25 protein-coding genes and 1 pseudogene are annotated in these 22,168 nt (G+C 69.4%); 12 read left to right on the forward strand and 14 right to left on the reverse strand.

Annotation, left to right across the window (positions count from 1 at the left end; genetic code table 11):
* Positions 1-32 precede the first annotated feature (32 nt).
* The 3 genes from G3M57_RS22140 to G3M57_RS22150 all read right to left on the reverse strand — a co-directional run bounded on the left by G3M57_RS22140 (position 33) and on the right by G3M57_RS22150 (position 2,894).
* Entirely contained in the window at positions 33-1,409 is a 1,377-nt protein-coding gene (locus G3M57_RS22140) for a DUF6504 family protein (protein WP_188916257.1), read from the reverse strand.
* Between the two features lie 223 nt (positions 1,410-1,632).
* On the reverse strand, positions 1,633-2,406 hold the full coding sequence (locus G3M57_RS22145) for an ImuA family protein (protein ID WP_163233063.1): 774 nt from the start codon (positions 2,404-2,406) through the stop codon (positions 1,633-1,635).
* A 122-nt stretch (positions 2,407-2,528) separates the two neighbouring features.
* Positions 2,529-2,894: a VanZ family protein gene (locus G3M57_RS22150; RefSeq protein ID WP_163233065.1), complete on the reverse strand. Its 366-nt coding sequence runs from the start codon at positions 2,892-2,894 to the stop codon at positions 2,529-2,531.
* A 430-nt stretch (positions 2,895-3,324) separates the two neighbouring features.
* On the opposite strand from G3M57_RS22150, the gene G3M57_RS22155 reads away from it, so the two are divergent.
* Entirely contained in the window at positions 3,325-4,272 is a 948-nt protein-coding gene (locus tag G3M57_RS22155) for an IS110 family RNA-guided transposase (RefSeq protein WP_163228532.1), read from the forward strand.
* 71 nt (positions 4,273-4,343) lie between these two features.
* Here the strand turns inward: G3M57_RS22155 and serA are convergent, their stop codons facing one another.
* From serA to G3M57_RS22175, 5 genes and pseudogenes are all read right to left on the reverse strand, one after another.
* Positions 4,344-5,924, reverse strand: coding sequence for a phosphoglycerate dehydrogenase (gene serA / locus G3M57_RS22160; protein WP_163233067.1), 1,581 nt, complete (start codon positions 5,922-5,924; stop codon positions 4,344-4,346).
* Positions 5,925-5,954: 30 nt separating this feature from the next.
* Positions 5,955-6,044, reverse strand: a pseudogene (locus G3M57_RS27625) (hypothetical protein); the annotation flags it as partial.
* Positions 6,045-6,067: 23 nt separating this feature from the next.
* The gene (locus G3M57_RS22165) at positions 6,068-7,240 is read right to left on the reverse strand and encodes a phosphoserine transaminase (protein ID WP_056762559.1); all 1,173 of its coding nucleotides are present in this window, start codon (positions 7,238-7,240) and stop codon (positions 6,068-6,070) included.
* Between the two features lie 149 nt (positions 7,241-7,389).
* Complete coding sequence (locus tag G3M57_RS22170; protein ID WP_235526215.1) at positions 7,390-7,725, reverse strand: hypothetical protein; 336 nt, start codon at positions 7,723-7,725, stop codon at positions 7,390-7,392.
* Between the two features lie 151 nt (positions 7,726-7,876).
* A complete protein-coding gene (locus G3M57_RS22175; RefSeq protein ID WP_425278107.1) occupies positions 7,877-8,212 on the reverse strand; it encodes a hypothetical protein in 336 nt (111 codons plus the stop codon).
* A 161-nt stretch (positions 8,213-8,373) separates the two neighbouring features.
* Between G3M57_RS22175 and G3M57_RS22180 the strand changes: the two genes are divergently transcribed.
* Both G3M57_RS22180 and G3M57_RS22185 read left to right on the forward strand, forming a co-directional pair.
* Entirely contained in the window at positions 8,374-10,260 is a 1,887-nt protein-coding gene (locus G3M57_RS22180; protein ID WP_163233069.1) for an ATP-binding protein, read from the forward strand.
* Between the two features lie 259 nt (positions 10,261-10,519).
* The gene (locus G3M57_RS22185; RefSeq protein ID WP_163233071.1) at positions 10,520-10,921 is read left to right on the forward strand and encodes a hypothetical protein; all 402 of its coding nucleotides are present in this window, start codon (positions 10,520-10,522) and stop codon (positions 10,919-10,921) included.
* 2 nt (positions 10,922-10,923) lie between these two features.
* Here G3M57_RS22185 and G3M57_RS22190 read toward each other — a convergent pair whose 3' ends face one another.
* The 3 genes from G3M57_RS22190 to thiD all read right to left on the reverse strand — a co-directional run bounded on the left by G3M57_RS22190 (position 10,924) and on the right by thiD (position 13,434).
* On the reverse strand, positions 10,924-11,769 hold the full coding sequence (locus G3M57_RS22190) for a PhzF family phenazine biosynthesis protein (protein ID WP_163233073.1): 846 nt from the start codon (positions 11,767-11,769) through the stop codon (positions 10,924-10,926).
* A 247-nt stretch (positions 11,770-12,016) separates the two neighbouring features.
* The gene (locus tag G3M57_RS22195; protein ID WP_163233075.1) at positions 12,017-12,601 is read right to left on the reverse strand and encodes a nucleotidyltransferase family protein; all 585 of its coding nucleotides are present in this window, start codon (positions 12,599-12,601) and stop codon (positions 12,017-12,019) included.
* Entirely contained in the window at positions 12,598-13,434 is an 837-nt protein-coding gene (gene thiD / locus G3M57_RS22200; protein WP_056762547.1) for a bifunctional hydroxymethylpyrimidine kinase/phosphomethylpyrimidine kinase, read from the reverse strand. The genes G3M57_RS22195 and thiD overlap by 4 nt, the downstream gene beginning before the upstream one ends.
* 160 nt (positions 13,435-13,594) lie before the next feature.
* On the opposite strand from thiD, the gene G3M57_RS22205 reads away from it, so the two are divergent.
* The 3 genes from G3M57_RS22205 (at position 13,595) to G3M57_RS22215 (ending at position 15,125) form a co-directional block, all read left to right on the forward strand.
* Positions 13,595-14,161, forward strand: coding sequence for a hypothetical protein (locus tag G3M57_RS22205; RefSeq protein WP_163233077.1), 567 nt, complete (start codon positions 13,595-13,597; stop codon positions 14,159-14,161).
* Positions 14,151-14,519 (forward strand): hypothetical protein, encoded by a 369-nt coding sequence (locus G3M57_RS22210; protein WP_163233079.1) that lies wholly within the window; start codon positions 14,151-14,153, stop codon positions 14,517-14,519. Before G3M57_RS22205 ends, G3M57_RS22210 begins: the two co-directional genes overlap by 11 nt.
* Before the next feature lie 249 nt (positions 14,520-14,768).
* Complete coding sequence (locus G3M57_RS22215) at positions 14,769-15,125, forward strand: hypothetical protein (protein ID WP_056762543.1); 357 nt, start codon at positions 14,769-14,771, stop codon at positions 15,123-15,125.
* Between the two features lie 3 nt (positions 15,126-15,128).
* On the opposite strand, the gene G3M57_RS22220 is transcribed toward G3M57_RS22215, so the two are convergent.
* A complete protein-coding gene (locus G3M57_RS22220; RefSeq protein WP_035071509.1) occupies positions 15,129-15,437 on the reverse strand; it encodes a metalloregulator ArsR/SmtB family transcription factor in 309 nt (102 codons plus the stop codon).
* A 90-nt stretch (positions 15,438-15,527) separates the two neighbouring features.
* On the opposite strand from G3M57_RS22220, the gene G3M57_RS22225 reads away from it, so the two are divergent.
* The 6 genes from G3M57_RS22225 to G3M57_RS22250 all read left to right on the forward strand — a co-directional run bounded on the left by G3M57_RS22225 (position 15,528) and on the right by G3M57_RS22250 (position 20,519).
* On the forward strand, positions 15,528-16,025 hold the full coding sequence (locus G3M57_RS22225; protein ID WP_163233081.1) for a hypothetical protein: 498 nt from the start codon (positions 15,528-15,530) through the stop codon (positions 16,023-16,025).
* On the forward strand, positions 16,022-16,609 hold the full coding sequence (locus tag G3M57_RS22230; RefSeq protein WP_163233083.1) for a demethoxyubiquinone hydroxylase family protein: 588 nt from the start codon (positions 16,022-16,024) through the stop codon (positions 16,607-16,609). The genes G3M57_RS22225 and G3M57_RS22230 overlap by 4 nt, the downstream gene beginning before the upstream one ends.
* Positions 16,606-17,514, forward strand: coding sequence for an acyl-CoA desaturase (locus tag G3M57_RS22235; RefSeq protein WP_163233084.1), 909 nt, complete (start codon positions 16,606-16,608; stop codon positions 17,512-17,514). Before G3M57_RS22230 ends, G3M57_RS22235 begins: the two co-directional genes overlap by 4 nt.
* Before the next feature lie 266 nt (positions 17,515-17,780).
* Positions 17,781-18,806: an IS110 family RNA-guided transposase gene (locus G3M57_RS22240; protein WP_163233086.1), complete on the forward strand. Its 1,026-nt coding sequence runs from the start codon at positions 17,781-17,783 to the stop codon at positions 18,804-18,806.
* Between the two features lie 311 nt (positions 18,807-19,117).
* Positions 19,118-19,465: a hypothetical protein gene (locus G3M57_RS22245; protein WP_163233088.1), complete on the forward strand. Its 348-nt coding sequence runs from the start codon at positions 19,118-19,120 to the stop codon at positions 19,463-19,465.
* A 511-nt stretch (positions 19,466-19,976) separates the two neighbouring features.
* The gene (locus tag G3M57_RS22250; RefSeq protein WP_163233090.1) at positions 19,977-20,519 is read left to right on the forward strand and encodes a hypothetical protein; all 543 of its coding nucleotides are present in this window, start codon (positions 19,977-19,979) and stop codon (positions 20,517-20,519) included.
* 41 nt (positions 20,520-20,560) lie between these two features.
* On the opposite strand, the gene folP is transcribed toward G3M57_RS22250, so the two are convergent.
* Together folP and G3M57_RS22260 are read right to left on the reverse strand one after the other, a co-directional pair.
* Complete coding sequence (gene folP / locus G3M57_RS22255; protein ID WP_163233092.1) at positions 20,561-21,376, reverse strand: dihydropteroate synthase; 816 nt, start codon at positions 21,374-21,376, stop codon at positions 20,561-20,563.
* 85 nt (positions 21,377-21,461) lie between these two features.
* Positions 21,462-21,932, reverse strand: a complete 471-nt coding sequence (locus G3M57_RS22260; RefSeq protein ID WP_163233094.1) for a YbjN domain-containing protein — start codon at positions 21,930-21,932, stop codon at positions 21,462-21,464.
* Positions 21,933-22,168: the final 236 nt, after the last annotated feature.

Here is a 22,168-nt window from a genome sequence, read left to right on the forward strand (position 1 = left end):
TGCGCGATCGCCTCCCCCACAGGGGGAGGGTCTTAGCCAAACAGGCCATGCAACCACCACTTCGGGGCCTTGTCCCCGTCGCCGTACAGGCCGGCCCGGAAGATCCAGAACCGTTCGCCCGTCTCGTCCTCCACCCGGTAATAGTCGCGCACCTTGCCCGGCCCGACCTCGTCGAAGGCCTTGCGCCACCATTCCTGGCCGATCCGCTCGGGCCCCTCGGCCAGGCGCACGCGGCGCGACCGGCCGCGCCAGGTGAAGCGGACCGGCGGGTCGTCGGGCAGCTTGGCCATCACCTCGATCGCCTCGGGACGGCGCAGCAGGCGGGTCGGCCGGGGACGGTCCGGGTCCCAGGCGTCTTCCGGTCGGGGATCCAGCGGCGCGCGGCGGACCACGGAACGTTCCGGCACGTGGCTCGGATACGGATCGGCCCGCCACACCCGGTCCTCGCCCAGGCGGTTGACCAGCCGGTCGACCAGCGGCGCCAGGCCCTCCTCCAGGCCGGCGCCGCCGTCGGCGTCGGCGTTCAGGTTTCGTTGCGTGGTCGACAGCGGCTCGACCTCGGCGGCCCACAGGGTGACGACCTCGATCCCGAAGCCCGGGTCCACCGTGTCCAGCTTCGGCTTCAGCAGCTTGGCGATGCGGGCGGCGTCGCGGCCGGGGCGCGACAGGCCGGCCCGCACCGGCTGGTCCTTGCCGTCCAGCCGGTGGAAGACCAGCTCGAACCGCCGCGCGCCGCGCCCCTCGGCCTCCAGCCGGGCGCACAGCAGGGCGCAGATGTCGCCGGTGACCCGCTCCAGGTCGGACAGGGCGCTGATCGGCTCGAAGAAGGCCAGGCGGTCGAACCACGGGGTGGCGGGGCGGCGGAAGACCAGGGCCTCGCGGGCCGCGCCCAGGGCCTGGTCCAGGCGCATCACCGCGGAAAGCCCGAACCGCCGGGCCAGCTGGGCGCGCGGCAGGGCCAGCAGCTGGCCGACCTGGAACAGGCCCAGGCGCGGCAGCTGGGCCTGGGCCGCCTCGTCCAGCCGTAGGGCCGCCACCGGCAGCGGGGCCAGCAGCGGACCCTGGCCGCCGGGCGGGGCGATGGTGCGGTCGGGGGCGTAGCGGGCCAGGGCCCAGGCCGCGCCGGGGGTGTCGGCGATCGCCCCCCCGGCCGGCGCCCCCCAGCGCTCCAGCCGGGCCAGCAGGTCGTCCAGCATCAAAGCCTCGCCGCCCCACAGGTGCGACACCCCCTCGACGTCGAGAAACAGGCCGTCCAGCCCGTCGATGGCCACGGCCGGCGAGAAGCGCACGCACCAGTCGCAGAGGATCTCCAGCGCCGCGCGGTCGCCATCGGGGTCGTGGTCGGCGGTGAGCAGGTCCGGAACCAGGGCCGCCGCGTCGGCGGCCTTCTGGCCGACGAACAGGCCCAGGGCCGCGGCCGCGTCGTCGACGGCGGCCAGACGCCGCGTGCCGCCTTCTGTGGCGACCAGGGCGACGGGGGGAGGAGGCAAAACAGGCCCTCCCCCCGCGGGGGAGGCGGTCGCGAAGCGACCGGCGGGGGGCGTGATCGGAAGGTCGACCCGGCCACGGGCCGGCGGCCTATGACTCCCCCCTCCGTCGGCTTCGCCGACACCTCCCCCACGGGGGGAGGATCTAGGCGGTGCGACGGTATTCTTCCTCGCCCATGTCGTGATCGGCCAATTGCGACACCAGACGGAAAGGATGCGGGCCATCGGCGGCCTCCGCTTGTTCGAGGATCCAGGCGCCGGGACGGCCGCCCCGGCAGCGTTCGAGTTCGACCCGCCAGCGCGGCGGGCCCAGGCCCGGGTCGCCCGGCGGCGGCTGGCTGGGCGCGGCGGCGATGCGCCAGCGGGTCTGGGCGGCCGCGCCGGAGACCTCGCGAACCTTGCCGGCCGGGCCGCCATAGGGCCGTCGTCGCAGCAGCACCCCGGTCGCGCCGCGCCGTTCGCAAGCCAACTGCAGGCGACGGCCGGCCTTGAGGTCGGGACTCTGCGCCTCGCCGATCGCCGCGGCGACGCCGACCGTGGCCAGGGCGTCCTCCAGCACCGACAGCACCTCGGCCTCGTCGCGGGCCTTGACCTGGATCAGCCGGCCGGTGGGAAAGCCCAGCCCGACCAGGCCCGGCGCGTGCAGGTCGGCGCGCCGCATCACCCACACCACCGCGCCCCGCGCGGCCAACGGCCGCAAGAGCAAGGCGGAAAAGCTCGCGGGCGCGGCGCCGGTCTCTTCCTCCAGTCCGGCCCCGCCCACCTCGTGCCAGCCGCCGCGCGGCAGGCCGCCGGCCGGAAAGCAGCCGTCGATGCGCGGATCCCCGAACGGCAGGACGGGAGGCGGAGTCCGAGTCCCCGCCTCCAGGGCGGCGATCTGGGCTCTCAAAGCCGAGAGGGCGGGCTTCGCCCCGGGCATCCCTGCATCTCCGATGTTCCACTTTTGTTCTGATCCTCCGGGCATGGAGAGTCAAGCGGAGCCGGGTCGCGATTCAGGGATGCGCTGGAATGACGCGCCGAAGGGGCGGAACGAGGACCGGCCTAGAACCGCGGCTTGGCCCGCCACCACTGGCTGACCAGCATCGGTCCGAACGCCGCGCTGATGCCGCAGGCGTCGGCGAACAGGTCGAACCACGAGGCGTCACGGCCGACGAAGGCCTGCAGGATCTCGATCGCCCCGCCGAACGCCAGGATCACCAGGCCGATGCGGTGCAGCCGGCTCTGCGGCAGGGCCAGGCTGGCCAGGATGCTGAGCACGTAGAAGACCAGGAAGTGCTTGGCCTTGTCCCAGGGGATCAGGCCGATGCTGTCGTCGTCGGGCAGCAGGGCCTTGGCCAGGGCGAAGGCCGCGGCGGCCAGGAAGACGATGAAGACCAGGCGGTTGATCTTGCGGGCGCGGAGGGACATCGAAGCTCCTGGCTGGGACCGTCCGCACCTAGCCGGTCCGGTGAGGCTTGAAAATGGCCGGACAGAGTCTTGGCCGGATCGCCTCGTCGATTGCACCGGATCTGCACGCTCTCTTCCTTCTCCCCTTGCGGGAGAAGGTGTCGGCGAAGCCGACGGATGAGGGGTCGATGAACGCGAAAGCCGCGCCCAGCCTTTCGACCGGACGCGGCTTCGAACGTCTGAGAAACCCCTTGTCTGTTGGAGAAGCGGTAAGCTGCTGGTGTCTTCCGGGACGTCCGCCTGGTGTTCTCAGCACCAGGCGGACCGCCGGCGGAGGGACCGATAACCCCTGAGCGTTTTGGCGCTGCGGGTGAGCCTGGTCGCCGCTGGCATATCCATGACCCGGATGGTTGCAGGGACGTATGGGTCCGGAGCCACAAGGATGGGATCGATGGATAGGAACAAGTCTAGCACAACGATCGCCGGGATCGATGTGGGCAAGCGCCAGTTGGATGCGGCCGTGCTCGGCAGGGCCGAGCAGCATCGGGTGGCCAACGACGCAGCGGGCTGGGAAGGGCTGATCGCCTGGCTGGCGGAACGCGGCGTCAGACGCGTGGGGCTGGAGGCGACGGCGGGCTACGAGCGCGGCGTGCGGGCCAGACTTGAGGCGGCGGGGCTGGAGGTGGTGGTGCACCAGCCGCTGGAGGTGAAGCTGTTCGCGCGCCTCAAGCGGCGGCGGGCCAAGACCGACCGGCTGGATGCGGCGCTGATCGCGGCGGCGACGGCGCAGGTGGACACGGTGCGGGCGGCCCAGGACCCGCGCCTGGCCCATCTGGCCGAACGCCTGACGGCCTACGAGCAGATCAGCGACCAGGCCGCCCAGCTGAAGACCTTCATGGAGCATGTGACCCTGCCCGATCTGGCCGCCAGCCTGGGCGAGCAGATCCAGAGCCTGGCGCGGCTGAAGGCCCGGCTGGCGCGCGAGATCCTGGCCGCGCTCAAGGCCTGGCCCGACCTTCTGGCCCGCTGGACGCTGCTGCGGTCTCTGCCAGGTGTCGGGCCGCTGGTGGCCGCCAGCCTGGTGATCCGCATGCCCGAGCTGGGCGCCCTCAAGCGCGGCCAGCCCGCCAGCCTGCTGGGCGTGGCTCCCTTCGACCGCCAGTCGGGCCAATGGAAGGGCCAGAGCTTCATCGGCGGCGGTCGAAGCCGACCTCGCCGCATGCTCTATCTGGCCGCCATCGCCGCCAAGCGCTTCGATGCCGCCTTCAAGATCTTCGCCGATCGCCTCCTGGCCGCCGGCAAACCGCCCAAGGTCGCCATCGTCGCCGTCATGCGAAAACTCGTCGAAGCCGCAAACCTCGTCCTCAAGCGACAGCAGCCCTGGGTTCGCCACGCCTGATCAACATGGTTGCTCATCCGACCTGCTACGCAGGCCACCTTCTCCCGCAAGGGGAGAAGGATCGGAGTCCCCTAGAACGTCAGGGCGCGGGCTTCCTTGACGTGCGGCAGGGCCTGGATCTTGGCCAGCAGGGCCTCGTCCGGAGCCTGGTCGACGCCGACCAGGGCGATGGCGTCCGCGTCGGCCGAGACACGGCCCAGGTTGAAGGTGGCGATGTTGACGCCCGCCTCGCCCAGCAGCATGCCCAGGGCGCCGATGAAGCCCGGCTTGTCCAGGTTGTTGATGTACAGCATGGCCGGCGAGAAGCCCGCGTCCAGCTCCATGCCCTTGACCTCGACGATGCGCGGCGCGCCGGCGATCACCGTGCCGGCGAAGGCGCGCTTGCCCTTCTCGGTGGTGATGGTGATGCGCATCAGGCTATCATAGGTGGGGCTGACCTCCTGGCGGCTCTCGGAGACGGTGATGCCGCGCTCCTTGGCCACGGCCGGGGCGGAGACCATGTTGATCTCGGCCAGCATCGGCTTGAGGATCCCGGCCAGGGCGGCCGAGGTCATCGGCTTGACATTCAGCTTGGAGACCTCGCCCTCGAAGGCGATGTCGATGGCGGAGATGCCGAAGTCGACCATCTGGCCGGCCAGGGCGCCGATCTTCTCGGCCAGGGCCACGAACGGCTTCAGCTTGGGGGCTTCTTCCGCGGTGATCGAGGGGCTGTTCAGCGCGTTGGTGACCGCGCCGGTCAGCAGGTAGTCGCTGACCTGTTCGGCCACCTGCAGGGCCACGTTCTCCTGGGCCTCGCTGGTGCTGGCGCCCAGGTGCGGGGTGGCCACGACCTTGTCCGAACCGAACAGCGGGTTTTCCTTGGCCGGCTCGGTGACGAACACGTCGAAGGCCGCGCCGCCGACATGGCCGTCGTCCAGCAGCTTGCGCAGGGCCACCTCGTCGACCAGGCCGCCGCGGGCGCAGTTGACGATCAGCACGCCCTTCTTGGTCTTGGCCAGGTTCTCGGCCGACAGGATGTTGCGGGTCTTGTCGGTCAGCGGGGTGTGCAGGGTGATGACGTCGGCGCGGGCCAGCAGGTCTTCCAGCTCGACCTTCTCGACGCCCATCTCGATGGCGCGCTCGGGCGAGAGGAAGGGGTCGTAGGCCACGACCTTCATCTTCAGGCCCAGAGCCCGGTCGGCGACGATGCCGCCGATGTTGCCGGCCCCGATCAGGCCCAGGGTCTTGGCGTACAGCTCCACGCCCATGAAGCGGTTCTTTTCCCACTTGCCGGCCTGGGTGCTGGCGTCGGCGGCCGGCAGCTGGCGGGCCAGGGCGAACATCATGGCGATGGCGTGCTCGGCCGTGGTGATCGAGTTGCCGAACGGGGTGTTCATCACCACCACGCCCTTGGCCGTGGCGGCGGGGATGTCGACATTGTCGACGCCGATGCCGGCCCGGGCGATGACCTGCAGCTTGTGGGCGGCGGCGATCACGTCCTTGTCGAGCTTGGCGCCCGAGCGGATGGCGATGCCGTCATAGTCGCCGATCACGGCGATCAGTTCGTCTTTCGACAGGCCGACCTTGATGTCGAAGTCGACGCCGCGGTTCTTGAAGATGTCGACGGCGGCGGGGCTGAGCTTGTCGGCGATGAGGACGCGGGGAGCGGTCATGTGGGGGATTCCTTACGGAGAATTCGGTGCGCGCCCTCGTCCTTCGACAAGCTCAGGATGAGGGCTACTGAAATGCGGCAGTCCGGAATCCTCATCCTGAGCTTGTCGAAGGACGAGGATTTCAGCCGCGAAGTGGGAGACGCTTAAGCGGCGGCCAGTTCGGCCGAGACGGTGGCGAACGCCCAGTCGAGCCAGGGCGTCAGGGCCTCGAGGTCCGAAGCCTCCACCGTGGCGCCGCACCAGATGCGCAGGCCGGCCGGGGCGTCGCGATAGCCGCCGATGTCGAGCGCCGCGCCCTCCTTCTCGAGCAGGCTGGCCAGCTTCTTGGCGAAGTCGGCCTGGGCGTCGTCCGGCAGGGCGGCGATCGTGGGATCGACGACCTTCAGGCACACCGAGGTGTTGGAGCGGATCTCCGGCGTGGCGGCCAGGAACTCGACCCACGGGGTGCGGGCGACCCAGTCGGCCAGCACGGCCAGGTTCTGGTCGGCGCGAGCCTGCATGGCTTCCAGGCCGCCGATCGAGGCGGCCCACTTCAGGGCGTCCAGGGCATCTTCGACGCACAGCATCGACGGCGTGTTGATGGTCGCGCCCTCGAAGATGTCGGCGGCGATCTTGCCGCCCTTGGTCATGCGGAACAGCTTCGGCATCGGCCAGGCGGGGGTGTAGCTCTCGAGGCGGGCCACGGCGCGCGGCGACAGGATCAGGATCCCGTGCGCGCCCTCGCCGCCCAGGGCCTTCTGCCAGGAGAAGGTCACGACATCCAGCTTGGTCCAGTCCAGGTCCTGGGCGAAGGCGGCGCTGGTGGCGTCGCAGATGGTGATGCCTTCACGGTCGGCCGAGATGAAGTCGGCGTTCGGAACGCGGACGCCCGAGGTGGTGCCGTTCCAGGTGAAGACCAGGTCCTTGGCCGGATCGACCTTGGACGTGTCGGGCAGCTGGCCGTAGGGCGCGTCGAGCACCTCGACGTTCGGCAGCTTCAGTTGCTTGGTGACGTCGGTGACCCAGTCCTTGCCGAAGGACTCGAAGGCCAGCAGTTGGACCGGGCGGGCGCCCAGCATCGACCACATCGCCATCTCGACGGCGCCGGTGTCCGAGCCGGCGACGATGCCGATCAGGAAGTCGGCGGGGACTTCCAGCACTTGCCGCGTCTGGTCGATGGCGGCCTTCAGGCGGCCCTTGCCCAGCTTGGAGCGGTGCGACCGGCCCAGCACGGCGTTTCTGAGATTTTCGGGGGTCCAGCCTGGGCGCTTGGCGCAGGGGCCGGAAGAGAACTCGGGGCGAGCCGGGCGGATCGCCGGCTTGGCGAGGGTCGTCATATCGATGTCTCCCATCCTTACAGATGGACTGCATCCCGTTGGGGGGATGTGGCCCGCCGGCGACAAACTCTTTTTCGACGGCGATGGCAAGGAGAGATTTTGCGGCGGAACGAACGAATCGTCCGCGGCCGGCAATTATTTTGCGGCGGTCAGTTTTCGCCGGCGCGTCGCCGCTTGCGCCAGGCCAGCAGGCATCCGGCGGTCAGGCACACCAGCACGCCCAGGCTGACCAGGTTGTTCACCATGGCGTAGAAGGTGTCGTACATCTTGCCGCCCACCAGATAATAGGCGTGAAGACTGAATTGCGCGGCCTGCAGGAGAACGGCGACCCCCAGCCAGGCGGTGGTGTACCGCATCGCCATCACCATCAGCCCGGCGCCGAACAGGCCGTCGACCAGGAAATAGCTGGGCTTCTGGATCGCCTTGTCCGGTATCAGGCCGATCAAGGTAATGGCCAGAGACATGACCACCACCAGCAAGGCCACTTGCCGCTCGACTCGCCCGCCCAGGCGCCAAGCCAAAAGGCTGACGCCTAGAATCAATGTCCAACCAAAAATGAGCAGGAAATCGAGATGCATACCTTGGGCCTCTAACCTAGATTAGGGGCCCAAGGTATTAAACTATTTGCAATGTAACTTAGACGGCGACGCGCAGATCGGTCTGAGCCGAGCCCGCCGGCTTGCTGATCACGCCGATCAGCTTGGTGCGGATACCGATGCGCAGACGGACTTCGTCCAGTTCAGCGTGGGCTTCGACGACCGCGGTGCGGGCGGCGGCCAGGGCGGCGACCGCATCGGCCAGCTTGGCCGTGGCGCCGTTGGCGACGACCGACGACAGCTCCAGGTCCTTACGAGCCTGGATCAGCTCCGCCGTCATTTCCATGGTTTCCACCATCGCGGCGTCGATAGCCGACTCGGTGGCGAACAGCTTGTTGGCGACACGTTGAGCAACGAAAGCCTTTTCCACACCCATCTCCCTTAACAAAAACCTAAGGGAGAAGGTAAACCAGATGTTAAGAGAGCGGAAAGAAAAACAACCGCTAGCGTTAGTTTGTCGCGGCCGGGGGCCTGGGCGGAAGTGAACCGTTAGGAAGATCGCGCGACAATAACGGCCGAAATCCACCTGGACGGGTCATGACCGACCAAAGCCGCCGCCCTGAAGGCACGCCGCACGCGCCGTTGCAGGCGCGAATCGCCAGCGTCGCGCTGACCACCACGGTGGTCGCGCTGCTGGCCGCGTGCGTGTGCTTCATGCTTCAGCAGTGGAGCGTCGCCCGCCAGGAATCCCAGGCTAATCACGCGATCCTGGCCCAGATGGTGGCGGCCGGCGCCGCCGCGCCCCTGGCCGATCACAACACCGTCGGCGCCTATCGCGCCCTCGAGGCCGTGGCCAAGGCGCCCGGCGTGGCGTCCGTGCGCCTGACCGACATGCAGGGCCAGGTGGTCGCCCAGGTCGGCGCTTCGCAGGACGCCGAGGTCGACACCCTGGTCCGCCCGATCAGGCTAGGCTCGCGGCAGGTCGGCGCCCTGTCCCTGTCGGCCCGCCGCCCCAGCCTGACCGACATCATGGCCCGCGACCTGGCCCTGACCGGCACCCTGTTCTTCGGCTCGGCCGGCCTGGCGATCCTGCTGGCCAACGGCCTGGCCCGGCGCATGACCAAGCCGATGGAGCGCCTGTCCAGGGCCATGCGCGAGGTCGCCGCCGACGGTCGCTTCAAGCCGGTGGAGGAGTCCGCCGACGACGACGTCTTCCACAGCCTGACCTCCAGCTTCAACCATCTGGTCTCGCGGCTGGAGATCAACGACCACGACCTGCGCGGGGCCATGGCCGAACTGGTCAAGGCGCGCGACGACGCCAACGCCGCCAACGTCCTGAAGTCACACTTCCTGGCCAATATGAGCCACGAGATCCGCACGCCGCTGAACGGCGTGCTGGCCATGACCGAGGTGATGGCCATGGGCGAGCTCAGCGCCGCCCAGCGCGAGCGCCTGTCGGTGATCCGCGAGTCGGGAAGCCTGCTGCTGTCGGTGCTCAACGACGTGCTGGACCTGTCGAAGATCGAGGCTGGCCGCCTGGACCTGGTCGAGCGCGACTTCGACCTGGCCAGCCTGGCCCTGTCGATCCGCGAATCCTACGCCACCCAGGCGCGGGCCAAGAACCTGGACTTCGGCGTGTTCGTGGCGCCCGAAGCCCTGGGCTCGTGGCGCGGCGACGTCGACCGCCTGCGCCAGATCCTGGGCAACCTGGTCTCCAACGCCCTGAAGTTCACGCTGGAGGGCAGCGTTTCGGTGCGATTCGCCTCGTCGGACGACGGCGCGGGCCTGCGCGTCGACGTGGTCGACACCGGCATCGGCATCGACGCCGAGACCCTGCCGCGCCTGTTCGATAAGTTCGTCCAGGCCGACAGCTCGACCACCCGCCGGTTCGGCGGCTCGGGCCTGGGCCTGTCGATCTGCAACGAACTGGCCACCCTGATGGGCGGCGGCGTGCATGTGCAGAGCCGCGAGGGCCAGGGTTCGACCTTCACCGTCGTGGTGACCATGCCGCGCGGCGAGGCCGCCGCCCCCGCGCCGACGGAAGCCGCCCCGCCGCCGCCGATCGAGTCCGAGCGTCGCCTGCGGGTGCTGGCCGCCGACGACAATCCGACCAACCAGAAGGTCATCGCCGCCGTCCTGGCCCCGCTGGGCGCCGAGGTCGAGCTGGTGGCCGACGGCGCGGCCTGCGTCGAGGCCTGGAAGCGCGGCGCCTACGACATCGTGCTGATGGACATCCACATGCCGGTGATGGACGGCGTCGAGGCGGCCCGCACCATCCGTGCGCTGGAGGTCGGCGAAGGCCGCAAGCGCATCCCGATCGTCGCCGTGACCGCCAACGCCCTGGTCCACCAGGTCGAGGGCTACATGGCCGCGGGCATGGACGGCCACGTCGCCAAGCCGATCGAAGTGACCAAGCTCTATGACGCCATCGAGACCGCCGTGGCCGCGGCCCGGCGCGAAGGCTCCAAGGTCGCGGCGGCCTGAAAAAGCCGCTCATCCCGGCGAATGCCGGGACCCAGATCCCATAGCTGCGCGGCGGCCTGGAAGAGCTCCGCGCTCTTGGCGTCATCCACACCATCATTCCATCTGGGTCCCGGCGTTCGCCGGGATGAGCGGATGTTTGGCTGGTTCACCTACCTGAACGCAACATAACGAGCGGCTCAGGACCGCTTCAGCCGCCGTGTGGTCTCTTGTGTCCAACGTCGCCTCCTCGGCGCCGGACATCTTCAAGAGGAACCGTACGATGAAAAAGATTCTGCTTTCGATCGCCGCGGTCTCGGCCATCGCCGCCGCCGTCCCCGCCGTCGCTTCGGCCCAGGCCTACGGCTACGACCGCGGCCCCGATCGCGGTTATGACCGCGGCTACAACCAGGACGTCGGCGGCGACCGCGTCGCCCGCCTGGACGAGCGCATCGACCGCGGCATCCGCAGCGGCGGCCTGACCCGCAACGAGGCCTGGCGCCTGAAGGGCGAGCTGCGCGAAACCGCCCGCCTGGAGTCCCGTTATCGTCGCGGCGGCCTGAGCGGCTGGGAGCGCGAGGACCTGGATCGCCGTTACGACCGCATCAGCGCCCAGATCCGCTACGAGCGCCATGACCGCGACTATCGCGACGGTCGCGACTATCGCGACGGCCGTCGCTACTAGGCCTAGACGAGGGCCGGCGCCACCCGCAGCCGGCTCTCCACCATCGTGAAGCCGCGGCCGCGCAGGAGAACGCGCGCGCCGCGGTTTTCGCAGTCCAGGTCGCCGCCCCGCCCCGGATAGGCCTGGTGGAACCGCAAGGACGCCACGCCCAGCTTGTCGGCGTAGAGCGGCGTCAGGATGCAGTGGGCCGAGCCCGTGGTCGGGTCCTCGGGAATGCCGCAGCTGGGCGCGAAGAACCGGCTGACCACCGCGTAGTCGCGGCCCGGGTCGGCCAGGGCGGCGACGATCACCTGGCCCGGCCCGCCCGCGGCCAGGCCCGCGCCGACCGCCGCCAGCCGCGACAGGTCCGGCGCCAGCCCCCGCACCGTCGCCTCGTCGGCGACCACGGCCAGCAGGTATTGGCCCGCCCAGACCTCCAACGGCATGACGCCCAGCGCCTGGGCCAGTTCGGGCCCGGCCTCGACCCGGCGCGGCGGATCGGCCGGGAAGTCCATCTCCAGCCCCGCCCCGCCGAACACCCCGTCGACGCGGCGCACGGTCAGTTCGCCCGCCAGGGTGTCGAAGGCCAGCAGCGGCGCGTCCACGCCCATCTCCTCGAACAGCGCATGGGCGCTGGCCAGGGTGGCGTGGCCGCAGATCGGCGCCTCGACCGTCGGGGTGAACCAGCGCAGGCCGAACCGCGCCGGGTCGGCTGTCTTCAGCAGGAAGGCGGTCTCGGCCTGGTTGTTCTCGGCGGCCAGGGCCTGCATCCAGGCGGTGTCGGGCCACTGCTCGAACGGCTCGACCACGCAGGCCGGATTGCCCTTGAAGGGGCCCGAGGCGAAGGCGTCGATGGTCCACTGGCGCATGGCGGGGCTCCCGGAAATGACGGCTTTCGCGGTCGTAGGAGCAAGGCGTCACGGGATCAAAGGCAACATTGTCATGGGTGACAATGTTTTGCCGCGCGCATTCAAGACGTTCGTCATCCCGGGCCTTGTGCCCGGGACCCCTGGTCCAGCCGACGGTGAGGCGCCATGGCGCGCCAGCGCGCCACCCCTCCGCGCTTGCGGCGGATAGAGGGTTCCCGGGCACGAGGCCCGGGATGACGGTGTAACCCTAATCCCCCTCCACCGTGATCTCTGGCCACCGCGCCTTGGCCGAGCCGGTGGTGCGCGCCCAGCCGCCGGCCCCTTTCACCCGCAGGGGATTGGGCCGCAGGCGCAGGGCGAACAGGTCGTCCAACCCGAACGGAGCGAACACCGAGAGGCTGTCGTCCGCCTCCATCCGCACGCCCACGCAGAAGGCCGTGGCCACGAAGCGCTCCAGGGCCGCGGCGCTGGACTCCAGAGGCGGATAGGGCTCGTCCGCCCCGAACTTCTTTTCGAACCAAAGGTGCACGCGGGCCTGGTTGCGCACCTCGACCAGATCGCGCAGCGGCGGCTCGAACGCCGCCGCCACCCGCCGGATCACCACATCCTCGGCCTCGTACGAGATGTCGGACGCGTCGTGATAGGCCACGTCGTAGTCCTTGATCCCGTAGTCGGGCGCCCGGCCGGTCAGGTGGTTCCAGACCGGCTGGTAGACGGCGCCGGAGAACACCATGCCGTCGGGCAGGTCCAGGTCGCGGACCGTGCGCAGCACCTGCAAGGTGGTGGGCGTGGCGCGGAGGATGTCGGCGAGGCGGGCTTCCAGCGAGCTCATCGGCGCCCCCCTTCCCCGCGGAGCAGCCAGCCGTGGTCCAGCGGCCCATGCCCCGCCCCGAACCCCGGCGCGCGCAGCATGGCCTCGTGGACATAGTTCCAGGCCCGGGCCACGGACTCGGTCAGGGACAGGCCCTGGGCCAGGCCGACGGCGCAGGCGCTGGCCAGGGTGCAGCCGGTGCCGTGGGTGTGGCGGGTGTCGATCCGCTCGCCCTCGAACGCCGTCTCGCCCTGGCGGGTGATCAGCAGGTCGATGACCCTCTCGCCCCCCCCTTCGCCATTGAGCACATGTCCGCCCTTCATCAGCACCGCATGGGCGCCCAGCGCCAGCAGGGCCTCGCCGGCCCGGCGCAGGTCGTCGGTGGTCTCGACCGCCAGGCCGGTCAGGGCCGCGGCCTCGGGGGCGTTGGGGGTCAGCAGGGCGGCGCGCGGGACCAGCAGGCTCTTCAGCGCCCCGACCGCTTGATCGGCCAGCAGCGAAGCCCCGCCCTTGGCGACCATCACCGGGTCGATGACGGCCGGTACGCCCCTGGCGCTGTCCAGCACCCGGGCCACCACCTCGACCGTGGCGGCGTCGCCCAGCATCCCCGTCTTGAAGGCGTCGGCCCCGATGTCGTCGAGCACGGCGCGGGCCTGGGCCTCGACGATCTCCAGCGGGATCGGATGCACGGCGCTGACGCCCAGGGTGTTCTGCACCGTGACGGCGGTGATCGCCGTGGCCGCGTAGCCGCCCAGGGCGGTGATGGTCTTGATGTCGGCCTGGATCCCGGCCCCGCCGCCGGAATCCGATCCGGCGAGGACGAGCACGCGGCCGCGGTGGGTAGCTTGGGTCATGGGAAGGTTCTAGCGGGGAGTCGGGGGGCGGGGGTAGGCGCCTTGGGGCCCATGCGCGCACTTGCCCCCACCTGCCTGGCGCGACATTCCCGTCCCGACCTGGGAACCTTCACCGTATCGGGGCGTATTCACTGCCAAGTTGCATGGGTTGGGGTTCCTGATGAGAAGACTGTTCCGCGTCGCGCTGATCGGCGCGGCCTGTTTCGCGCCGGTCGCGGCCTTGGCCCAGGAGGCCGCCGACGGGATCGATCCGGCCACGCTGGACCTGGCCAAGATGATCGAATGCCGAACCTACGACGTGCCGTCGTACAACGCCCTGGCCTTCTGGCTGGTCGGGGACGAGGCGGCGCAGGCCCGGGCCCATTTCGGGCTCACCGAGGAAAAGACCAGCAACTTCCTGCTCAAGGCCTATGCGCTGAAGACGCCGATCACGGTGTTCGGCCGCCAGACCCGCCACATCGTCTTCAACAGCTCCGGCCCGATCGCCGTGCTCGACGAGGCCGACCCTCATCCCCTGGCCAAGCAGTTGGAGATCCAGCCGGCGATCGACCTGCCGACCAAGTTCCTGGGCGAGCGCGAGATCTCGGCCACCACCGACAAGGGCCAGGCCGGCGGCTTCACCTACAAGACCCGCGTCACCCTCAACGTCTCCACCGCCACCTCGCATCCGGGCAAGGTGCTGGCCGGCTGCAGCTACACCTTCGAGATGATCGAAAATGGCCAGTAAGCCGGCCCTCGTCGCCCTGTGCGCCCTGGCGGTGGCCGCCGCCGCAGCGCCCGCCGCCGCCCAGGACCTCTATATCGGCACGGTCGACGTCCAGAAGGACCAGGTGATCCTGACCCGCTGCGACCTGGCCCAGAACCGCTACGTGCTGCGCGATCGCGAGGGCGAGGGCGAGGCGGACAAGCCGGTCGCCAAGCTGCGCGAGCGCCTGAAGACCCTGAAGGCCCCGGTCTATGCCGAGGTGATCGGCGAATATGTCGAGGTCCAGGGCGAGGACGGCAACGGGCTGGACGTCATCGGGCTGGAGAACGTCACGCCGGCCAAGTCCTGCCACCTGCTAGACGCCCTGCCGGCGGGATAGCGGCGAAAGTTATCCACAGGGGGTGCGGGTTCCCACCGGGGACACGCCCTCGCGGCGTGTCCCCAAACGCCGCACGGAGACCCAGGGACGAGAGCCGCCTCGGCCTTCTTCGGGGGACACGCCGCAAGGGCGTGTCCCCGTCCCCTCTATCCCCGCGAAATCCGGACCCGCTCTCGACGAAATCAACGCCCTACACGAAAACGCAGGTTTCCTATCCCCACCCTTCGGGACGGCCGCACACTGTGAGGCATGACCCAGACCCACACCCCCGCCCCGTCGCTTGCCTGGTCCCAGGCCCTGCAAGCCAAGCTCATGGCCGCGCTCGACGCCGCCTGGGCGATCCTCGAGCACAGCCAGGATCTCGCCGAGATCCGGCGCGCCCGCGACAAGGCCAAGGCCATCGGCGACCTGGCCGCCATGGCCCGCAAGGTGGCGCAGATGATCCCGACCGCCCGCAAGCCGCCCGTGGACGTCCTCGCCGCCGGCCTGGCCGCCGTCCAGGGCGGGACGGACCTGGGGGTCATGGCCGCCCCCCTCGCCGCCCAGGCCGAACACGCCCGCCGGGCGCTCGACAAGCTCAAGGGCGGCCGACGCGGGCGGCTGTGAGGCCTAGTCCCGCTCGTCCTTGAGCCGCGCGCTCTCGGCCTTCAGCGGCTTGGACACCGGGCAGACCTCCTGGACGAAGTCGTTCAGCGTGTTGACCAGGCTGTCGCGCACCAGGCTGTAGTGCACGAACTGGCCGCGCTTCTCGCTGCGCACCAGGCCCGCCGCCTCCAAGATCGACAGGTGCTGCGACACCGCCGGCTTGGAGATCGAGAACCGCGAGGCGATGTCCCCCGCCGTCAGTTCGGCATGGGCCAGATAGGCCAGGATCTTCCGGCGGACCGTCGAGGAGAGGGCTTCGAACACGCGTTGCATGCCTTGGTATTTAAGCGCTTCGCTAACCGCTTGCAAATAGGCGATGAGATATTTAAGGAATAGCTTACACAGAACCGGGACCCGACCCGCATGACCCAAGCCTCCGACAATCTGCCTCCGCCGGCGCCGACGTTCGGCCGCGCGCTGTCCAGCCTGGCCCTCGGCGCGACCTGGGGCGCGGGTCTGGTCAGCCTCGGCGTCGGGGCGATGCTGGTGGGCCTGCAACTCGGCTCGCCCCACCCCACCGAAGGCGTCCCGTCGCTGCTCGTCCCGCTGATTTTCTCGATGCTCGCCGCGTTCGTCGTCGCCTTCTTCGTCTGGTTCATGGGTCTGATGGTCGTAGGGGCGCCGGGCTGGTGGACGCTGCACCGGCTGGGCATGCGATCGCGCTGGGCCGCCGCCGCGCTTGGATCCGTCCTGGCCCCGGCGGCCTGCGCCGCCTGGAGCGTCTGGATCGCTTGGCCGTCGATCTCCCCGACCCAGACCCTCAGGGACGGACTGGTCCTCGACGCGATCCTGGCCGCCATGGGCGCGGTCGTCGGCGGGATCGTGGTCGTCCACGCCTATCGCCCGGAGCCCAGGTCATGAACCTCACCGAGCAACAGGACCCCGCCCGCATCATCCGCCGCATCCTGCGCGTCAACGACGCCGGCGAGCGCGGCGGGGTGGCGATGTACCAGACCCAATTGGCGGTGGCGCGCTGGCGATGCCCCGAGGTGGTCCCGTTCCTGGAACTGACCCGCGACCACGAGGCCGACCACGCCCGGCGCTTTCGGGCGCTGATGCCCTCGCGCGGGGCCAAGGCCTGCCGGCTGCCCTGGATCTGGACGATCGGAGCGGCGGCGATGGGCGCGGCCACGGCGGTGTTCGGGGCGCGGGCGATCTATCTGTGCACCGAAGTCGTCGAGCGCGGCGTCCATCAGCATCTGTCGGTCCAGCTGGCCTTCGTCCGCGACCACGATCCCGAGCTCGCCGCGCTGATCGAGTCGGTGGCGGCCGACGAGGCCGAGCACTACCAGCACGCGGTGAGGCTGCGCGGCGACCGCCGCGCGCCGCTGAGCGGGCTGTTCGACGCGGCGATCACCGCCAGCACGGAAGTCCTGATGTGGCTGTCGACGCGCGGCGACGTCGCCCGGCTGGCGCGGCGGCTGGAGACGGAAGGCGCGCGATGACCCACGCCCACGACGATCCCTACGCCGTGCACTCGATCCTTGAGGACGCCGGCGGCGACGCCGTGACGGGCCGCGTGGTCTGGGCGCCGGCGACCTCGCTGTGGCAGGGCGTCATGCTGGCCGGGGCCCTGGCCGCGCCGTTCTTCTTTAGCTGGAGCGGCCTGCTGGTGTTCGTCGCCCTGACCGGCGCCACCCTGCTGGTCGGGCACTCGGTCGGCTTCCATCGGCGGCTGATCCACGGCAGCTTCCAGAGCCCGCTATGGCTGGACCACCTGATGATGTACCTCGGCACGCTGGTGGGCATGAGCGGGCCGCTGGCGATGATCGAGGGCCACGACCTGCGCGACTGGGGCCAGCGCCAGCCCGCCTGCCATCCCTACCTGTCCAACCGGGCCGGTTTCTGGACCGACTATGCCTGGAACCTGCACGGCCGGCTGGTGCTGGCCTCGCCGCCGCGCGTCGCCCTTCCGGAACGGATCGCCGGCGACCGGTTCTATCGCTTCCTCGAGCGCACCTGGATGCTGCAGCAGCTGCCGGTGGCGATCGTGCTGTTCGTGGGCGGCGGCTGGCCGTGGCTGCTGTGGGGCGTCTGCGCGCGGGTCTGCGTGTCGGTGACCGGCCACTGGTACGTCGGCCGCCTGGCCCACCGGACGGGACCGCAGCGGTGGCTGGTCGAGACCTCGGGCGTCCAGGCCCACGACGTGCCCTGGGCGGCGATCCCGACCATGGGCGAGGCCTGGCACAACAACCACCACGCCTGGCCGGGCTCGGCGAAGCTGGGGCTGTATCCGGGCCAGGCGGACTGGGGCTTCGCGTTCATCCGCCTGCTGGAGCGGCTGGGCCTGGCCTGGGACGTGCGCACGCCGGAGACTCTGCCGGAAAGGGCGGGGCTGGCGCGGGCGTGAGGGATTTCCATCCCCCGCTCGCCCCCAATCCCGTCATCTTCGGACTTGTCCGAGGCCCCCTCGTCCAGCCGCGCTGTCGATCGACGGGAGGCCGCGACCTCACCGCCTCTCGGATCGTCCTTCTTCGCGGTGGAAGCAGGGGTCCTCAGAACAAGTCCGAGGAGCGGACGTTCGCAACATCCGAGAAGGGTGATGGGGTGGACGCCCCCCGACGGCATCTACGTGCCAGAGTGAGGTGTGTTGAACTTCACTCGAGGGAGGCGCCCATGGGCGAGCTTACCATCATCGGGCTGGATATCGCGAAGTCAGTATTCCAGGCCCACGGAGCCGATGCAGCCGGCACGGTTATATTCCGGAAGAAGCTTGGGCGAGGCCGGCTGCTGGCGTTTTTCGCCGGGCAGCCTCGCTGCTTGGTCGCCATGGAGGCCTGCGCCGGAGCCCATCACTGGGGCCGTGAGCTGGAGGCGCTCGGCCATACGGTCAAATTGATCCCGCCGGCCTACGTGAAGCCCTTCGTGAAGCGGCAGAAGAACGACGAGGCCGATGCGGAGGCCATCTGCGAGGCGGCCCAGCGGCCGACGATGCGCTTCGTGCCCGTGAAGAGCCGCGAGCAACAGGCCAGCGGGGTGGTGTTCCGCGCCCGGGATCTGCTGGTGCGCCAGCGCACGCAGATCATGAACGGCCTGCGCGGCCATCTGGCCGAGTTCGGGTATGTCGCCCCAAAGGGGGTGATGTACGTCCAGCGCCTGGTTGCCGAGATCGAGGATCCCGCGAGCCAACTGCCGCCGGCTGCCCGCGTTAGCCTGCAAGTCATGGTGCGGATGCTGGCCGCGCTGGAGACGGAGATCGCCAGCCTCGATGCCGAGATCGCCCGTCGCGCCAAGGAGGATCTTGTCGCTCGGCGGCTGATGACGATCCCAGGCATTGGACCTGTCACGGCCTCGGCCATGGTCGCCCTGGCCCCGGGAGCAGAGTCCTTCCGCTGCGGGCGGGACTTCTCGGCCTGGTTGGGCCTAACGCCTGTCCAACGATCGAGCGGCGGCAAACAGAAGCTGGGCCAGATCACCAAGGCGGGCGAGCGAACCTTGCGACGATTGCTGGTGATCGGCGCCAGCGCCGTGATCAAGCAGGCGCTCATCCGTGGCGCGCCGCCTGGATCATGGCTGGCGCAGATGCTGGCCCGCAAGCCGCGAATGCTCGTGGCTGTGGCCTTGGCCAACAAGACCGCGAGGATCATTTGGGCGCTCCTGGCTAGAGGCGGCGTCTACAGGGCTCCGGCGCTGACGGCCTAACAGCCGCCGGCTCCAGAGGCGTCGAAGCGTAGTCGGACGACGGAGGGTATGGCGCACAGTCGGTGAGACGGGATCGGGAAAACCAGGGCTTACCACCGTGCCTCTCTTGAGCACGCTATGGGTGATTTGGACCTGATCCGCGAACTTCCATACAGGCCAGCGCTGAAGGGCGCACAACAGGCCGGACAGATGGCAGCATCCGATCGAGCGTCAAAGCTTCAAATCCGTCTTGCGCTGAAGGGGGCGTCCACAGATGGTGGGCGGACATTAGGCGTCGTAGCTTCACCAAGACCTAAGGTGCGAGATTGTAGATGGCCGCCGCCGATCCCGATGATCCTACGATGGAAGAGATAGAGCGCGCTTGGCGGCGTCCTCGATCGAACGGCAGGCCTACGGGGTGGCGACGTGTGTATTATTCCGGCCTAGCCTACTACGGGCTCGTATTTTCTTACCTGTGGCGGTTCTTCGGTGTCCTCATCATCGTAGGGAACAGCTGGATGAGCTTGCACGACCCCACCATCAGGGCAGCTTGGTTTCCCCTCTGGATCAGCGCGCTACTCCTCGTCGGCGTGCTGGGTATCGGCCATATCATTGGCCGATTGGCCTCTTGGTGGATTATCAAAGTCACGGGGCGGGCGCCTTGGGCGAGCAGCAAATAGCGCCTCTCTGAACGGTCCGACTTGGGTCGTTCGTCGCCGGGAGCATCGCGCGAGCGTTTGGACATTCGGCGGCGTTGCCGTGAGCGGACGTTCCCAACTTCGGCAAGGGGTGGAAGTCGGACTTTTAGCGCCTCGCTTTCGCTCTTAGCTGCGCGAGTAACGCGACCTAGTCGCCAGCCAGTGAACCGTCGTTTTTATGACGGGTGGCCAACGCGGTCAGGTGCTTTTCCACGGCCTTCTTGTGAGCCTCGCCTGACTTCTTGCGAGCCTCATCCCACAACGCCTGTCTCGCGCTTGCAGGCGTCGTGGGGGCGCGCCTCCCCTCCACCCCCGCTGCTTTGCCGCGGGCGCTACTTGTCCGGGTTCGGCTCGCAGAAACTACACTAGACATGCCACCAAGGTACCGCCCGCCACCGCCTACGCAAGCGGGGTTCGTGATGACGATATCCAACGCGCGGGTGTCGCCATAGGTTTGGGCATGGTCAAGTTCAGCCGCGTTCGAGGGAAACCAATGCCGAGACCAACCCTGACCATGGGGCGGTTCGCGCCGGCCGTCGCGGCGCTGGGCCTCCTGCTCGGCGCCTGTTCGCCCAAGACGCCGGAGCAACAGGCCAAGGAGGCTGTGGCCGCCGTCAATGCGGCGGCGAACAGCGCCACACAGCCCTACGGCGACGCCCTGCTGTCGCCTGCAGACCTGACCCAGGCCCAGGCGGGTACGTTGAGAGGTTATCGCGAGGACGCCGCCCGGCTGTCGATCCACTACATGCTCAAAGGCCCCGGGGAGGCCAACGCGCCGGAAGCTCGCCGCTGGATCGCGCTCGCGGCCGCCACGGGATCCAGCCAGGCGATCCAGAACTATGTCGACCTGCTCCGGTTCAGCGACGCACCGGCCGACTGCGTCGAGGCTCGCGCGCAGATCGCCAAGGCCAAGACGCTGTACGCGCGCGAGATCGCCGCCGCCAAGGCCAAGAACCTGCGCGACGCCAAGGTCGAGGCGCTGGAGAATATTCGTGACCGGGAGCGGCAGGTGGCCGCCTACGGTTGCGGGCGGTGACCCACCGGGCGGCGGCTCAGGTCGAAAACCGCTCCTGAGCCCTACGCGCCGCCGATCGCCCCCCATACCGCCAGCGCCTGGGCCGTCTCGCGCACGTCGTGGACCCGCACCGCCGCGACGCCGGACGCGGCGGCGTGCAGGTGAGCGGCCAGGGAGCCGCCGAGGCGGGCGGCGGGGTCGGCGCCCAGCGGGTCCAGGGCGGCGATGAAGCGCTTGCGGCTGGCGCCCAGCAGGATCGGATAGCCCAGGGCCGCCAGGCGCGGCAGGGCGGCCAGCAGGGCCAGGTTGTGGGCCGGGGTCTTGCCGAAGCCGATTCCCGGATCCAGCCAGATCTTCTCGCGCGCCACCCCGGCGGCCATGGCGGTCAGGGCCCGGGCCAGCAGGAAGGCCTCGACCTCGGCGACGACGTCGTCGTAGCGCGGGTCGTCCTGCATGGTCCCCGGCTCGCCCAGCATGTGCATCAGCACGACCTCGCAGCCCAGTTCGGCGGCGACCTCCGGCGCATCGGGGGCGAAGCGCAGGGCGGCGACGTCGTTCCAGAGGCTGGCCCCGGCGGCGACGGCCGCGCGGGCCACGGCGGGCTTCATGGTGTCGATCGAGATCGTCACGTCGCTGACCGCGCGGATCGCGGCGATCAGCGGCGCGACGCGGGCGATCTCCTCGGCGGCGGGGACCGGCGTCGCGCCGGGCCGGGTGCTCTCGCCGCCGATGTCGAGGATGTCGGCCCCGTCGTCGACCAGCCGCAGGGCCCGGTCCAGGGCGGCGGCGGGATCCAGGAACCGCCCGCCGTCCGAGAAGCTGTCGGGCGTGACGTTGACGATCCCCATGACGCGGGGGCGGGGGTGGTGGGTGGTCATAGGAGCGTTCTAAAGCAGGTTCGCTCTTGCTCCCACCAATCCGCTCATCCCGGTGAGTGCCGGGATGAGCGGGGTTGTTGGTTCCCTACCAGTCGATGAACGTCGTGAAATTGCCGATCATCCCGGTCCAGACGCCGAAGTCGTCGTCCAGGCCCGCCATGGTGCGGCCGGCGTTCACATTGACGTCGTACTGGACGTAGGGGTCGCCGTCGTCGTCGAGATAGACCTTCAGGTAGCGGTTCTTGCGGTTCCACTCGTTGGCCTTCTCCAGCTTCAGCGGCTCCTTCAGGTCGAAGCCGGCCGAGAACTGCAGGGCCTTGCAGCGCTTGGCCTCGCTGCAGTCGTAGAAATAGATCTTGAAGTCGTGGCCTTCGGCGGCGCTGTTGATCATCGGATCGTCCGACGAATCCTTGGTCAGCTCGGCCTTGTAGCCCGCCTTCTGCAGCCAGGCCGCCACCTCGGGGCCGGTCATGCCGTCCTTGTGGATCTCCTCGGCCCGGGCCGCTCCGCCTAGGAGCGCCGTCGCGGCCGCCAGGGCGATGATCGCCGTCTTCATGTCATGCCTCCCCGCCGCAAGCTCGCGGCCAGGGTGCAGGCTAGCGGCGCCCGCCCCGGACGCAAAGCGAGCGGCAAAGAAAAAGCCGGATCGGCGAACCGGTCCGGCTTTTCCAGGCTTGTCGGCCGGAAGGGCCCAAGGCGTGTCGACCTTCAGCGCCGGGGCCGGAAACCTCGTCCTTCGACAAGCTCAGGATGAGGTTTTCGACTGCCGAGGCCTGCACAATGGTCCTCATC

It is taken from the genome of Caulobacter rhizosphaerae (assembly GCF_010977555.1).
Lineage (GTDB): Bacteria > Pseudomonadota > Alphaproteobacteria > Caulobacterales > Caulobacteraceae > Caulobacter > Caulobacter rhizosphaerae.